We start from the raw sequence: 14,817 nt of genomic DNA on the forward strand, positions 1-14,817 counted from the left end.
ATGGATTTAAAGGCTTTAGCGGATCAAACACGAGTGATTGTCGTTGATATTATTGAACGCTCTGCCATTAAAAAAGGACAAATTTTTGTCCTTGGATTATCATCTAGTGAAGTAGCTGGAGGTTTGATTGGAAAAAATAGCAGCGCTGAAATCGGTGAAGTGATTGTAACAACACTTCTTGAAGAATTGAGTGAGCGTGGCATTTATCTGGCAGTTCAAGGGTGTGAGCATTTAAATCGTGCTTTGACAGTAGAGCGTGAGTTAGCTGAGAAAAAAGATTTGGAAATCGTTAATGTCATTCCAAATCTGCACGCTGGAGGAAGTGGTCAAGTTGCTGCTTTTAAATTTATGCAAGATCCTGTAGAAGTAGAAGAAATTGTGGCACATGCTGGTCTTGATATTGGTGATACATTTATTGGAATGCATGTCAAGCGTGTGCAGGTGCCATTAATTCCAGTGCAGCGTGAGTTAGGCGGAGCACATGTTACGGCTCTAGCTAGTCGTCCAAAATTAATTGGTGGTGCGCGTGCGACTTATGCCGCTGACCCAATTCGTAAATTTTAAAAAATAAAAGGTTGAAGCGTTAAACTTCAACCTTTTTGGTATCTTATTATTTTGAAAGTGTTGGGTTAGCGTACATGGTTGGTAGTGAGATATCATTTTCCAAAAGTGCCTCTTGGTAAAGACGATAAAAATTAGAATAGATATAGTTTTGTTTACCGTTTTGTACGAAAATATCAACACGGAAAACCAACTGAGCAGTACTGTTTGTACGTGGGCCGAGGATTGTCGGACTACCAACGATTTCAGGGTAAGCAGGCAACTGTTCTTTGTTGATGGTTTTAATGATATTTGATACTTTCTCTAAGTCTGTGTGAGCATAGATTGGAATATCAATCTGAACACGCATATCGCCGCGTGATTTGTTAGAAACAACGGTGATGTTGCGGTTAGGAATAAAATGTAATGTTCCATCAAAGCCACGGATTTGTGTTGTGCGAATACCAACGCTTGAAATATTTCCTTCGACAGAACCGATGACAACTGAATCCCCAACTTCAAATTGATTTTCAAGCAAGATAAAGAAACCATTAACAACATCAGTTAAGAAACCTTGCGCTCCAAGACCAAGAGCAACCCCAGCAAGTCCAGCCCCAGCAAGTAGACTAGAGACAGGAACACCAAGAATGCTTAGCACCCAGTAAATAAAGAAGAAATAAAGGGTGTAATTCATGATGTTGTGAAGCAATTTAACGATGGTTTTTTTGCGAGCTTCAGTCTGTCGAGAAAGTGAAATTGATTTTGCAATAGCGTGTGTGAAAATGAAATTTAACACGCGTTTTGCGATTAAAAATACGATAAGAAGAAGGAGAAGTGATACGATTTTTGAGATGATATCAACTGCAATTTCTTCTACCTGAAGACGTTCGATATATTTTGAAATAATGTTCATACCCATAGTTTATTAAAAAAATACACGTCAAGCAAGTCTTTATTGAGTTGTTTTTTGAAACAAAAATTGACAGTGAAAAAATGCTGAAATCAGGCGAAAAAACTTAACGTCTAAAACCCTTGATATAGCACTATTCTTTGACAAAAAAGCCTGAAATATGTTAAACTAAACTGTATATAAAATTTTAAGGAGAAATGACTTCATGTCTGTATCATTTGAAAACAAAGCTACTAACCGTGGCGTGATTACATTCACAATCGGTCAAGATAAAATCAAACCAGCTCTTGATCAAGCATTCAACAAAGTTAAGAAAAATTTGAACGCACCTGGATTCCGTAAAGGTCACATGCCACGTGCCGTATTCAACCAACAATTTGGTGAAGAAGCTCTTTACGAAGATGCATTGAACGCTCTTCTTCCTGCAGCTTACCAAGCAGCAGTTGCTGAACTTAGCCTTGATGTTGTTGCACAACCAAAAATTGATATCAAATCAATGGAAAAAGGTCAAGAATGGACTTTGACTGCTGAAGTTGTTACAAAACCAGAAGTTAAACTTGGTGACTACAAAAACCTTGAAGTTTCAGTAGAAGCTACTAAAGAAGTAACTGACGCTGAAGTTGACGAAAAAGTAGAACGCGAACGCAACAACCTTGCAGAACTTATCGTTAAAGAAGGTGCTGCAGAACTTGGTGACACTGTTGTTATCGACTTCGTTGGTTCAGTTGACGGTGTTGAATTCGACGGTGGTAAAGGTGAAAACTTCTCACTTGAACTTGGTTCAGGTCAATTCATCCCTGGCTTCGAAGACCAATTAGTTGGTGCTAAAGCTGGTGAAACTGTAGAAGTTAACGTAACATTCCCAGAACAATACCAAGCAGAAGATCTTGCTGGTAAAGATGCTAAATTCGTTACAACTGTTCACGAAGTTAAAGCTAAAGAAGTTCCAGCTCTTGACGATGAACTTGCAAAAGACATCGACGAAGAAGTTGAAACTCTTGACGAATTGAAAGCTAAATACCGTAAAGAACTTGAATCAGCTAAAGAAATCGCATTTGACGATGCTGTTGAAGGTGCTGCACTTGAATTGGCTGTTGCTAACGCTGAAATCGTTGAATTGCCAGAAGAAATGGTTCACGACGAAGTTCACCGCGCTATGAACGAATTCATGGGCAACATGCAACGTCAAGGTATCTCTCCAGAAATGTACTTCCAATTGACTGGTACAACTGAAGAAGACCTTCACAAACAATACGAAGCTGACGCTGACAAACGTGTTAAAACTAACCTTGTTATCGAAGCTATCGCTAAAGCAGAAGGATTCGAAGCTTCTGACGAAGAAATTGAAAAAGAAATCAACGACCTTGCTTCAGAATACAACATGGAAGTTGAACAAGTTCGTAACCTTCTTTCAGCAGACATGCTTAAACACGACATCGCTATGAAGAAAGCTGTTGAAGTGGTAACAAGCACTGCTAAAGTAAAATAATTTATCTACGATAAATGATTTTAAAAGTCAGGTAATCGCATGATTGCTTGGCTTTTTATGCTCTTTCCAGGAATTTTGATAAATCTTTTGACGAATTGACAAAATTAGCGTAAAATAGAGAGTAACGAAAATTAAGATAATAGGTTTTTTGTGGCTATTTGCTCACATCCTAAGATTAATAAGGAGAACTACCTTGGAATTAGAAGTATTTGCTGGACAAGAAAAAAGCGAACTTTCAATGATTGAAGTTGCACGTGCTATCCTTGAAGAACGTGGACGCGATCATGAAATGTATTTCAGCGATCTTGTAAATGAGATCCAAAATTACCTTGAAAAATCAGACGCAGAAATTCGTGAAGCTTTACCATATTTTTATTCTGCATTGAACGTTGATGGAAGCTTTATTCCACTTGGCGACAATAAATGGGGACTTCGTTCATGGTATGCTATCGATGAAATCGACGAAGAAATCATTACACTTGAAGATGATGAAAATGGAGCACCTAAACGTAAACGCAAACGTGTAAATGCGTTTATGGACGGTGATGAAGATGCTATCGATTATTCAGATGATGATCCAGAAGATGACGATTATTCTGCAAAATCTTCAGACATGGAATACGATGATGAAAACCCAGATGATGAAAAATCTGAAGTTGAATCATACGATTCTGAAATCAACGAAATTATTCCAGATGAAGACTTGGATGAAGACGTTGAAATCAACGAAGAAGATGACGAAGACGACGATTTAGACGAAGAATAATATCTAAATCAAAAAAGTTTAATTAAAAAAACTTTGTCTTATCATTTGACAAAAGTTTCTGGATAGTTTATAGTATTATTCGGGCACCTCTTTTTTAGAGGTCGGAGAAAAGCTCCCTAACTTTTTAGGGAGCTATTTTTGTTTTCCTAAAAGTAATTGGCCATTTACTTTTCATCTGTCAAATAATGTTGCTGATTATTTGATGTTCTTTTGTTTTTTAATTTTCAAGCACTTATCGTTTGCTATCATTTTTTTATTTTAAAGGAGTTTTATTTAATGACTAAGTATATTTTTGTTACTGGTGGTGTTGTTTCTTCTATCGGTAAGGGAATCGTTGCTGCAAGTCTTGGTCGTCTTTTGAAAAATCGTGGTCTTAAAGTGACTATCCAAAAATTTGACCCATACATCAACATTGACCCAGGTACAATGAGTCCTTATCAACACGGTGAAGTTTATGTAACAGACGATGGTGCTGAAACAGACCTTGACCTTGGTCACTACGAACGTTTCATCGACATCAACCTTAACAAATATTCAAACGTTACAACTGGTAAAATTTACAGTGAAGTTCTTCGTAAAGAACGTAAAGGTGAATACCTTGGTGCAACTGTCCAAGTTATCCCACACATCACTGATGCGTTGAAAGAAAAAATCAAACGTGCTGCTACAACAACTGATTCAGATGTTATCATCACAGAAGTTGGTGGTACAGTTGGTGATATCGAAAGTCTTCCATTCCTTGAAGCTCTTCGTCAAATGAAAGCAGATGTAGGTTCAGACAATGTTATGTACATTCACACAACACTTCTACCATACCTTAAAGCTGCTGGTGAAATGAAAACTAAACCAACACAACACTCAGTTAAAGAATTGCGTGGACTTGGTATCCAACCAAATATGTTGGTTATTCGTACTGAAAAACCTGCTGGTCAAAGCATTAAAAATAAATTGGCACAATTCTGTGACGTTGCTCCAGAAGCTGTTATTGAGTCACTTGATGTTGATCACATTTACCAAATTCCACTTAATATGCAAGCTCAAAACATGGACCAAATCGTTTGTGACCACTTGAAACTTGATGTGCCAAAAGCTGATATGTCAGAATGGTCAGCAATGGTTGATAAGATTATGAATCTTAAAAAATCAACTAAAATTGCTCTTGTTGGTAAATACGTTGAGTTGCCAGATGCATACCTTTCAGTTGTTGAAGCACTTAAACACTCAGGTTATGTTAACGATGCAGCTATCGACCTTAAATGGGTTAATGCTAATGATTTGAACGCTGACAACGTTGATGAAATGCTTGGTGATGCTGACGGTATCATCGTTCCTGGTGGATTCGGTCAACGTGGTACTGAAGGTAAGATTGAAGCAATTCGTTATGCGCGTGAAAAAGACGTTCCAATGCTTGGTATCTGTCTTGGTATGCAATTGACATGTGTTGAGTTTGCTCGCCACGTCTTGAACATGGAAGGTGCTAACTCTACAGAGCTTGACCCAGATACTAAATACCCAATCATCGATATCATGCGTGATCAAATCGACATCGAAGACATGGGTGGAACACTTCGTTTGGGTCTTTACCCATGTAAATTGAAAGCTGGCTCACGTGCAGCAAAAGCTTACAACAACCAAGAAGTTGTTCAACGTCGTCACCGTCACCGCTATGAATTTAACACTAAATTCCGTGAACAATTTGAAGCAGCTGGTTTTGTCTTCTCAGGTGTCTCTCCAGATAACCGTTTGATGGAAGTTGTTGAATTGCCAGAGAAAAAATTCTTTGTTGCTGCTCAATATCACCCAGAACTTCAAAGCCGTCCAAACCGTCCAGAAGAGCTTTACACAGCCTTTGTTACAGCGGCAATTGAAAATAGTAAATAATAGATAACAATGCTCGTCAAACCTTTATGGCTTGACGGGTATTTTTTTGAAAACACTTTATAATAAAGGAAGTATTCACATTTTTAGAAAAAATAGTATAATAGTGAGCATGAGAAAAATGAGAATTAGAAAGATAAGAAAACGTATTGTTTTGTTATGGATTGTTGCACTATTATTTGTCACAAGTGTTGGGGCAAGTTTTTATTTTTTCCATGTTGCACAAATTCGTGAAGAAAAATCATTTATCAGCCATAAGGCGCGTTCAAAAGATAATGCATTATATACTTTTGAACAAAATTTTGATCACTTATCAAAAGAAACACGCTGGATGACTAATCAGGGGCTAAAACAAGATGCTTGGTATGTTCCTGCAGCAAATGAAACGAACAAGACTATCATTGTAGTACACGGATTTAATAGTAAAAAAGAGGATATGAAGCCTTACGCATGGATGTTCCATGAGATGGGCTATAATGTCCTTATGCCAGATAATATGTCTCACGGTGAAAGTGAAGGACGAATTATTGGTTTTGGATGGAATGATCGTCTGAATGTTATTAAATGGGCTGAACTACTCGCTTTGGAGAATTCTAATAGCCAAATCACTCTATTTGGAGTTTCAATGGGAGCTGCGACTGTTATGATGGCTTCTGGAGAAGAGTCTTTGCCTAAACAAGTGGTTAATATTATTGAAGATTGCGGATATAGTAGCGTCTGGGACGAAATCAAATATCAAGCAAAAGAAATGTACAGATTACCTTCATTCCCATTGGTTTATGAAGTTTCAGTTGTTTCGAAAATTAGAGCGGGATTTTCATATGGACAAGCAAGCTGTGTTAATCAGTTGAAGAAAAATGAAAGACCAACTCTTTTTATCCACGGTAGTAAGGATGTATTTGTTCCAACAAGTATGGTTTATAAAAACTATCGTGCTTCAAAAGGTGAAAAAGACCTTTATATAGCCAAAGGTGCGGGTCATGCTAAATCGTTTGAAACTGATCCAACAACATATTTTGAAAAAATTTCAGCTTTTTTGCAAAAAAATTGAAAAATAGTGTTGACAGAAACATGAATCACTGATATAATTATTTATGTTGTTAAGGAACAGCGGAAATGGCGGAATTGGCAGACGCGCAGGACTAAGGATCCTGTGATCGCTTTAGATCGTGAGGGTTCAAGTCCCTCTTTCCGCAGAGTAGACAAGCCAGAGAGTGCTTGTCTTTTTTTGTTTTAAAATCAATATTGAAAAGTAATGAAAATTTTTTCGTTTTCATTGCTTTTTTTACATAAAATCAGCCAAATTGTAAGTTAAGCTAGCAATCTTTTTTAATTTGTGATAGAATGTACATATAAAAAGGGTATATCCCAAAAAATAAATAGGAGGCCTATATAATGGCAATCGTTTCAGCGGAAAAATTTATCAAAGCTGCCCGTGAAAACGGATATGCGGTTGGTGGATTTAACACAAACAACCTTGAATGGACTCAAGCAATCTTGCGTGCAGCAGAAGCTAAAAAAGCTCCAATTCTTATCCAAACTTCTATGGGTGCTGCAAAATACATGGGTGGTTACAAACTTTGTAAAACACTTATCGAAAACCTTGTAGAATCAATGGGTATCACTGTACCAGTTGCTATTCACCTTGACCACGGTCACTTTGAAGATGCATTGGAATGTATCGAAGTTGGTTACACTTCAGTTATGTTCGACGGTTCACACCTTCCACTTGAAGAAAACCTTGAAAAAGCTAAAGAAGTTGTAGCTAAAGCTCACGCTAAAGGCGTTTCAGTTGAAGCTGAAGTTGGTACTATCGGTGGTGAAGAAGACGGTATCGTTGGTGGCGGTGAATTGGCACCAATCGAAGATGCTAAAGCTATGGTTGCTACAGGAATCGACTTCCTTGCAGCAGGTATCGGTAACATCCACGGTCCTTACCCAGCTAACTGGCAAGGTCTTCACCTTGACCACCTTGAAAAATTGACTGCTGCTGTACCAGGATTCCCAATCGTATTGCACGGTGGTTCAGGTATCCCTGATGATCAAATCAAAGCAGCTATCAAACTTGGTGTAGCTAAAGTTAACGTTAACACTGAATGCCAAATCGCATTCGCTAAAGCTACTCGTAAATTTGTTGCTGAATACGAAGCAAACGAAGAAGAATACGATAAGAAAAAACTCTTCGACCCACGTAAATTCTTGAAACCAGGTTTCGAAGCTATTACTGAAGCTGTTGAAGAACGTATCGACGTATTTGGTTCAGCTAACAAAGCTTAATCAGACTTCGTTTCGTAAAAAAACTTCCCATCTGGGAAGTTTTTTTATTTTTTCTTTAGAAATCATCTCTTTTGTTGACATTATTTTAGCGAGTGCTATAATGAACCTGTTAGCCGATTTAGCTCAGTCGGTAGAGCAACGCACTCGTAACGCGTAGGTCGTAGGTTCAATTCCTGCAATCGGCAAAAGAAAGAAAAGTCCCGATATTTGGGGCTTTTTTATTTACAAAACTCTCTTATTTTTCGGGCAGCTTTAGAAATTATATACCTTTTTCTAAAACTTTTTTAATGATTATTGACTAAAATACTTGCTAAATTAGGTCCAATATGTTATCATTTTATGGTATGTGGTGTAAAACACCTATAATCTAAGTAGGAGGACGCAGATAAAATGGCTAAAGTTTGTTATTTCACAGGTCGTAAGACTGTATCAGGAAACAACCGTTCACACTCAATGAACAAAACTAAACGTGCAGTTAAACCAAATCTTCAAAAAGTTACTATTCTTGTAGATGGAAAACCTAAAAAAGTTTGGGCATCAGCTCGTGCGCTTAAATCTGGTAAAGTTGAACGCGTATAAAATAAAAGCCGAAAGGCTTTTTTCTTTGTTTTGTAAACGGTATTTTTTCCATTATTTTTTACAATACGGCTAATATATGGTAAAATAAACTGATTAAAACTTTTGAGGTAGTAAATATGACTGTGAAAATTAATACAAAAGATGGCCAAATTGAGTTATCTGACGACGTAATTGCAACTGTTGTTGGCGGTTCAGCAACAGAAATTTTTGGTGTTGTTGGTATGGCAAGTAAAAGTGCTCTTAAGGATAATTTTCAAGCGCTTCTGCGTAAAGAAAACTACGCAAAAGGTGTTGTTGTCAAATCAACAGAAAGTGGTATTTCAGTCGATGTTTACACAGTAATGTCATATGGTGTAAAAATTTCTGAAGTATCTAAGAACATTCAAGAACGTGTCAAGTTTAATCTTGAAAATCAACTTGGCCTCTCAGCAGACATGGTGAATGTTTACGTACAAAATATTAAAGTTGTAGGAGAAGATTAGTGTCAAATATTACAACAAGTTTATTCCAAGAAATGGTTCAAGCTGCTAGCACTCGTCTTGGAAATCAAGCAGAATATGTAAACTCCCTTAATGTTTTTCCTGTACCAGATGGTGACACAGGAACAAACATGGGAATGACAATTGAAAATGGTGCCAAAGAAGTTGCAGACAAACCTGCATCTACAGTTGGAGAAGTTGGACAAATCCTTTCAAAAGGTCTTTTGATGGGTGCACGTGGTAACTCAGGTGTTATCACATCTCAATTATTCCGTGGTTTTGGTCAAGCAATCAAAGATAAAGAAGAATTGACTGGTAAAGACCTTGCTCATGCTTTCCAATCAGGTGTTGAAGTAGCTTATAAAGCTGTTATGAAACCTGTTGAAGGTACTATTTTGACTGTTTCTCGTGGCGCTGCTACAGCTGCTCTTAAAAAAGCAGAAGAAACTGACGACGCTGTTGAAGTTATGCGTGCTGCACTTGAAGGTGCAAAAGGTGCGCTTGCTAAAACACCAGAAATGCTTCCTGTTTTGAAAGAAGTTGGTGTTGTCGATTCAGGTGGTCAAGGTTTAGTCTTCATTTATGAAGGTTTCTTATCTGCTTTGACTGGTGAATACATTGCTTCTGAAGATTTCAAAGCGACTCCAGCGGTTATGACAGAAATGATTAACGCTGAACACCACAAATCTGTAGCTGAACACGTTGCAACTGAAGATATCAAATACGGTTACTGTACTGAAATCATGGTTGCTCTTAAACAAGGTCCTACTTACGTAAAAGAATTTAACTACGATGAATTCCAAGGATTCTTGGGTGGTCTAGGTGATTCACTTATCCTTGTTAACGACGATGAAATTGCTAAAGTTCACGTCCACACAGAAGATCCAGGTTTAGTCCTTCAAGAAGGTCTTAAATATGGTGCTCTTAAAAAAGTTAAAGTTGATAACATGCGTAACCAACACGATGCTGTTCTTGAAAAAGACCAAGCTCAAGCTGCAGCTGCTAGCAAAGAAGTAAAAGACTTTGCAATTGTTGCTGTATGTGCTGGTGATGGCTTAGCTGATATCTTCAAATCACAAGGTGTTGACTACGTTATCTCAGGTGGCCAAACAATGAACCCATCTACAGAAGATATCGTTAAAGCAATTGAAGCTGTTAATGCTAAAAATGTTATCATCTTGCCAAACAACAAAAACATCTTCATGGCTGCACAATCAGCAGCAGAAGTGTCTGAAGTACCAGCCGCAGTTGTTGAAACACGTACTGTACCTCAAGGATTTACAAGCTTGCTAGCTTTCAACCCAACTCAATCATTGGAAGAAAACGTTGAAGCTATGACAGCTAGTCTTTCAGATGTTGTTAGTGGTAGTGTAACACTTGCTGTTCGTGATACTTCTATCGATGGTCTTGAAATCCACAAAGATGACAACCTTGGTATGGTTGATGGTAAAATCGTGGTTTCTAACCCAGACATGACAGCTACTTTGAAAGAAACATTTGCTAAAATGATTGACGAAGATAGCGAAATTGTCACTATCTACGTTGGTGAAGAAGGAAATCAAGAATTGGCTGAAGAAATGGCTGATTACCTTGAATCAACTTACGAAGACGTTGAAGTTGAAATTCACGAAGGTAAACAACCAGTTTATCCATACTTGATGAGTGTTGAATAATATATTATTTGATAAAAGATAAAGGAAGCACTTCGGTGCTTTCTTTTTTTGTCTTCACAAAGAAAAAGTGTCAATTAAACATCTAATAGAAAGAAAATTGTTAACTAACAAAATTTTCTGAAAATTACTTGACTTTATTTTTTAAAGTGTTAACATGGTGTGTAAGATTTAATTGATAGGAGAAAACAGATGAGAAGTGACATGATTAAGGTAGGTGTGGATAAAGCACCAGCCCGTGGTCTTCTTTATGCAACCGGGCAAGTAAAATCTGCTAAAGACATGCAAAAACCATTTATCGCAATTTGTAATTCTTATATTGATATTGTCCCTGGACATGTTCATTTGCGTGAATTGGCAGATGTCGCCAAGGAAGCTATCCGTGAAATGGGTGGTATTCCTTTTGAGTTCAATACCATTGGTGTAGACGACGGAATTGCTATGGGGCATATTGGGATGCGTTATAGTCTTCCATCTCGTGAAATCATTGCAGATGCTGCTGAAACAGTTATCAATGCACACTGGTTTGACGGTGTTTTCTATATTCCTAACTGCGATAAAATCACACCAGGTATGATTTTAGCTGCGCTTCGTACCAATGTTCCTGCAGTCTTTTGTTCAGGTGGTCCGATGAAAGGTGGCGTTGATATGACAGGTCACCAAGCAACGCTGTCAAGTCTTTTTGAAGCTGTCGGAACTTATCAAGCTGGTGATATGTCTAAAAAAGAATTAGATTATTTGGAACAAAATGCTTGTCCAACGTGTGGTTCTTGTGCAGGGATGTTCACAGCTAACTCAATGAACTCTCTTATGGAAGTTCTTGGTCTTGCTCTTCCAGGAAATGGTACAGTTCTTGCTGTATCAGATCAACGTCGTGAATTGGTAAGACAAGCAGCAAAACACTTGATGGACAATGTTAAAAATAATTTGCGTCCACGAGATATTATTACAAAAGAAGCTATCGACGATGCCTTTGCACTTGATATGGCTATGGGTGGGTCAACTAACACAGTTCTTCACACACTTGCTATTGCGCGTGAGGCAGGTATTGACTATGACCTTACTGATATCAATGAAATTGCTAAGAAGACACCATATCTTTCTAAAATTGCACCATCAAGCATTTATACAATGCACGATGTTCAAGAAGCTGGTGGTATTTCAGCGATTATTAATCAATTGATTAAAAAAGGAACAATCAAGGGTGATCGTATTACGGTTACTGGTAAGACTCTGAAAGAAAATGTAGCTGGTGCAGAAATTAAGAACGAAGAAATCATTCACCCAATTGAACACCCAATTTCTCCGGTAGGTGGTTTGTCAGTTCTATATGGAAATATTGCACAAGACGGAGCGGTTATCAAAGTCGGTGGTGTTGACCCTTCTGTTAAGACCTTCCGAGGGAAAGCTATCTGCTGTGATTCTCAAGATGAAGCGCTCGAATTGATTGATAATGGAACCGTTAAAAAAGGTCATGTTGTCGTGATTCGCTATGAAGGACCTCAAGGTGGTCCTGGTATGCCTGAAATGCTTGCGCCAACGTCTAAAATTGTTGGGCGTGGTCTAGGTAAAGATGTTGCCCTTATTACAGATGGACGTTTTTCTGGAGCTACACGTGGTATTGCAATTGGTCACGTATCGCCAGAAGCAGCAGAAGGTGGAAATATCGCACTTATTGAAGATGGTGATGAAATCTATATTGATTTGACTAATCGCACGATTGATTTGATTGTTGATGATGATACTTTAGCAGAACGCCGTAAACATTTGAAACCATTTAAATCAAAAATTTCTAGTGGTTGGTTGCGCCGTTATACAGCCTTTGCTTCATCTGCAAACTTTGGTGGGTCAATGATGACTCAAGAAGAGTTTGAAGAACGTAAAGCAGAACGCGAAAGCCAAGATAAAAAGTAAAGTTAAAAATAATTTGTGAAAGTTAGTATTTTATTGCTACTTTCACTTGCTTTATTTTTTTTAAATGTTATCATAGATATAACTTGTTTGAATTTTTAGATAATTCAAAATATATAGAAAAAGGAGGAGCTCGTGAATCAGATTAGATTAGAAGAACCCAAAAATGGATCAGAGTTATTATTGGAAACCTTGGCTAGTCTAGGAATTGATACAATTTTTGGCTACCCAGGTGGGGCAGTCTTACCACTTTATGATGCGATTTATAATTTTGAGGGTATCCGTCATATTCTGTCACGTCATGAGCAAGGTGCCCTCCATGAAGCGGAAGGTTATGCCAAATCAACTGGTAAGCTTGGTGTTGCGATTGTAACAAGTGGACCTGGTGCAACAAATGCCATCACTGGAATTGCTGACGCGATGAGTGATAGTGTTCCATTGCTTGTTTTCACTGGTCAAGTTGGTATGCCAGGTATCGGTAAAGATGCTTTCCAAGAAGCTGATATTATCGGTATTACAATGCCGATTACAAAATATAATTATCAGATACGTGATGTGGCAGATGTTCCACGCATTGTGACGGAAGCAGTTCACATTGCGACAACTGGCCGACCTGGACCGGTTGTGATAGACCTTCCAAAAAATATTTCGGCAACTAAAACATCATTTTATTATGATTCGACGGTTAACCTTCCAAGTTATCAACCGACAATTGAACCAAATCTTTTGCAGGTTAAGAAGATTTTAACGCAGTTGAAGAAGGCAAAACGTCCGCTGATTATTGCTGGTGGCGGAGTGAATTACTCTGGTGCATCTGAAGAGTTAATTGCTTTTGCAGAGCGTTATAACATTCCTGTTGTTTCAACTTTACTGAGTTTGGGTGTTATGCCAATCAATCATCCACTTTCTTTGGGAATGGGTGGTATGCATGGATCATATGCATCAAATATGGCTCTGACACAGTGTGATTTCATGATAAATTTTGGGTCTCGCTTTGCTGATCGCTTAACAGGAAATCCCAAAACATTTGCTAAAAAAGCAGTTGTTGCTCATGTTGATATTGATCCAGCAGAGATTGGAAAAGTGGTCAAAACACAGATTCCGATTGTTGGTGATGCCAAGCGCACTTTACAAATTCTTCTTGATGAAGATGAGGTCAAGACGCGTCATGATAATTGGACTGAATCTGTTCTTGCTAATAAAGCAAAAGCACCATTTAGTTATGATTTTGATGAGTCGGTGATTAAGCCACAACATGCTATTGCAACGATTGGTAAAGTCACTGATGGTGATGCGATTGTTGTTACAGACGTTGGTCAACACCAAATGTGGACAGCACAATTTTACCCTTACAAAAATGAAAGACAGTTGATTACATCTGGAGGGCTCGGCACAATGGGATTTGGTATCCCAGCTGCAATTGGTGCTAAGTTAGCTAATCCTGATAAGGAAGTCATTCTTTTTGTTGGTGATGGTGGTTTCCAAATGACAAACCAAGAACTCGCTTTGCTAAATGGCTACGGTGTTCCGATTAAAGTAGTTTTGGTCAACAATCATTCACTTGGCATGGTTCGCCAATGGCAAGAGTCGTTTTACGATGAGCATCGAAGTGAGTCAACCTTTGATGATGAGCCAAACTTCCAAATGATGGCTGAAGCCTATGGTGTTGCGCATTACAAGTTCACTAATCCAAACACATTAGAAGAGGACTTGAAGGTCATTACCGAAAATAAACCAATGCTAATTGAACTAGCAATTTCAAATCGTGAGCAAGTTTATCCGATGGTACCATCAGGGAAATCAAATAGTGAGATGTTGGGGGTGAGGTTTAATGCGTAGAATGTTAACAGCTAAACTTCAAAATTCAACAGGTGTTCTCAATCGCTTTACCGGCGTCCTGTCACGCAGGCAGGTTAATATTGAGTCTATATCAGTTGGGCAGACAATGGAGCCAAATATTTCTCGCATTACAATCATTATTGATGTTGAGAATTTGGAAGAAGTTGAGCAAATCATTAAACAACTTAATCGTTTGATTGATGTGCTTCGCATTCGTGATATCACTGATATTCCGCATTTGGAACGTGAAGTAATCTTGGTTAAGGTGACAGCTCCGACAAGTAAACGTGCTGAAATCTTAGCTGTTATTCAACCATTCCGAGCGAGTGTTGTTGATGTGGCACCAAAATCAATTACCATTCAAGTAACAGGTGATGGTGATAAGATTGATGCTTTACTTCGTGTCGTTAAGCCTTATGGCATTCAAAATCTTGCTCGCACAGGTGCAACAGGATTTTCAAGAGATTTTTCTTGTTAAA

Annotated in this window: 13 protein-coding genes and 2 tRNA genes; 14 read left to right on the forward strand and 1 reads right to left on the reverse strand. The window is 38.1% G+C overall.

What is annotated here, in order from left to right; all coding sequences use genetic code 11:
* Positions 1-564 carry a TIGR01440 family protein gene (locus ACNTMY_RS01630; protein WP_423216418.1) on the forward strand — a complete coding sequence of 188 codons (564 nt, stop codon included), beginning with the start codon at positions 1-3 and terminating at the stop codon, positions 562-564.
* A 46-nt stretch (positions 565-610) separates the two neighbouring features.
* On the opposite strand, the gene ACNTMY_RS01635 is transcribed toward ACNTMY_RS01630, so the two are convergent.
* Positions 611-1,453 (reverse strand): mechanosensitive ion channel family protein, encoded by an 843-nt coding sequence (locus ACNTMY_RS01635; protein WP_027968232.1) that lies wholly within the window; start codon positions 1,451-1,453, stop codon positions 611-613.
* A gap of 202 nt (positions 1,454-1,655) precedes the next feature.
* Here ACNTMY_RS01635 and tig point away from each other — a divergent pair, with 202 nt between their 5' ends.
* The 13 genes from tig (at position 1,656) to ilvN (ending at position 14,816) form a co-directional block, all read left to right on the forward strand.
* A complete protein-coding gene (tig, locus tag ACNTMY_RS01640; protein WP_021141646.1) occupies positions 1,656-2,939 on the forward strand; it encodes a trigger factor in 1,284 nt (427 codons plus the stop codon).
* Between the two features lie 193 nt (positions 2,940-3,132).
* On the forward strand, positions 3,133-3,705 hold the full coding sequence (gene rpoE, locus ACNTMY_RS01645; protein ID WP_003067620.1) for a DNA-directed RNA polymerase subunit delta: 573 nt from the start codon (positions 3,133-3,135) through the stop codon (positions 3,703-3,705).
* Positions 3,706-3,981: 276 nt separating this feature from the next.
* Positions 3,982-5,586 (forward strand): CTP synthase, encoded by a 1,605-nt coding sequence (locus ACNTMY_RS01650; RefSeq protein ID WP_423216419.1) that lies wholly within the window; start codon positions 3,982-3,984, stop codon positions 5,584-5,586.
* A gap of 124 nt (positions 5,587-5,710) precedes the next feature.
* Positions 5,711-6,634, forward strand: coding sequence for an alpha/beta hydrolase (locus ACNTMY_RS01655; RefSeq protein ID WP_423216850.1), 924 nt, complete (start codon positions 5,711-5,713; stop codon positions 6,632-6,634).
* Between the two features lie 59 nt (positions 6,635-6,693).
* Positions 6,694-6,779: transfer RNA gene (locus ACNTMY_RS01660), tRNA-Leu, on the forward strand.
* A 199-nt stretch (positions 6,780-6,978) separates the two neighbouring features.
* Positions 6,979-7,860, forward strand: coding sequence for a class II fructose-bisphosphate aldolase (locus ACNTMY_RS01665; protein ID WP_024344752.1), 882 nt, complete (start codon positions 6,979-6,981; stop codon positions 7,858-7,860).
* Positions 7,861-7,972: 112 nt separating this feature from the next.
* Positions 7,973-8,045 (forward strand) — tRNA-Thr (locus tag ACNTMY_RS01670).
* A gap of 205 nt (positions 8,046-8,250) precedes the next feature.
* Positions 8,251-8,439, forward strand: coding sequence for a 50S ribosomal protein L28 (rpmB, locus tag ACNTMY_RS01675; protein WP_021141651.1), 189 nt, complete (start codon positions 8,251-8,253; stop codon positions 8,437-8,439).
* Positions 8,440-8,555: 116 nt separating this feature from the next.
* On the forward strand, positions 8,556-8,921 hold the full coding sequence (locus ACNTMY_RS01680) for an Asp23/Gls24 family envelope stress response protein (protein ID WP_003063261.1): 366 nt from the start codon (positions 8,556-8,558) through the stop codon (positions 8,919-8,921).
* A complete protein-coding gene (locus ACNTMY_RS01685) occupies positions 8,921-10,591 on the forward strand; it encodes a DAK2 domain-containing protein (protein WP_033152084.1) in 1,671 nt (556 codons plus the stop codon). Before ACNTMY_RS01680 ends, ACNTMY_RS01685 begins: the two co-directional genes overlap by 1 nt.
* Before the next feature lie 189 nt (positions 10,592-10,780).
* Positions 10,781-12,502, forward strand: coding sequence for a dihydroxy-acid dehydratase (gene ilvD, locus ACNTMY_RS01690; protein WP_074639779.1), 1,722 nt, complete (start codon positions 10,781-10,783; stop codon positions 12,500-12,502).
* A 132-nt stretch (positions 12,503-12,634) separates the two neighbouring features.
* The gene (locus tag ACNTMY_RS01695; RefSeq protein WP_423216420.1) at positions 12,635-14,338 is read left to right on the forward strand and encodes an acetolactate synthase large subunit; all 1,704 of its coding nucleotides are present in this window, start codon (positions 12,635-12,637) and stop codon (positions 14,336-14,338) included.
* Positions 14,331-14,816, forward strand: a complete 486-nt coding sequence (ilvN, locus tag ACNTMY_RS01700) for an acetolactate synthase small subunit (RefSeq protein WP_423216421.1) — start codon at positions 14,331-14,333, stop codon at positions 14,814-14,816. Before ACNTMY_RS01695 ends, ilvN begins: the two co-directional genes overlap by 8 nt.
* The last annotated feature ends 1 nt before the right edge of the window (position 14,817 follow it).

The sequence above is a fragment of the Streptococcus equinus genome (genome assembly GCF_049393735.1).
Classification (GTDB): Bacteria; Bacillota; Bacilli; order Lactobacillales; family Streptococcaceae; genus Streptococcus; species Streptococcus equinus_G.

Excerpts from the sequence above, each read along its gene's own strand:
- ACNTMY_RS01680 (WP_003063261.1), top strand. The coding sequence starts at position 8,556 with ATGACTGTGAAAATTAATACAAAAGATGGCCAAATTGAGTTATCTGAC.
- rpmB (WP_021141651.1), top strand. The coding sequence starts at position 8,251 with ATGGCTAAAGTTTGTTATTTCACAGGTCGTAAGACTGTATCAGGAAAC.
- ACNTMY_RS01630 (WP_423216418.1), top strand. The coding sequence starts at position 1 with ATGGATTTAAAGGCTTTAGCGGATCAAACACGAGTGATTGTCGTTGAT.
- ACNTMY_RS01665 (WP_024344752.1), top strand. The coding sequence starts at position 6,979 with ATGGCAATCGTTTCAGCGGAAAAATTTATCAAAGCTGCCCGTGAAAAC.
- ACNTMY_RS01635 (WP_027968232.1), bottom strand. The coding sequence starts at position 1,453 with ATGAACATTATTTCAAAATATATCGAACGTCTTCAGGTAGAAGAAATT.
- ACNTMY_RS01650 (WP_423216419.1), top strand. The coding sequence starts at position 3,982 with ATGACTAAGTATATTTTTGTTACTGGTGGTGTTGTTTCTTCTATCGGT.
- ilvD (WP_074639779.1), top strand. The coding sequence starts at position 10,781 with ATGAGAAGTGACATGATTAAGGTAGGTGTGGATAAAGCACCAGCCCGT.
- ilvN (WP_423216421.1), top strand. The coding sequence starts at position 14,331 with ATGCGTAGAATGTTAACAGCTAAACTTCAAAATTCAACAGGTGTTCTC.
- tig (WP_021141646.1), top strand. The coding sequence starts at position 1,656 with ATGTCTGTATCATTTGAAAACAAAGCTACTAACCGTGGCGTGATTACA.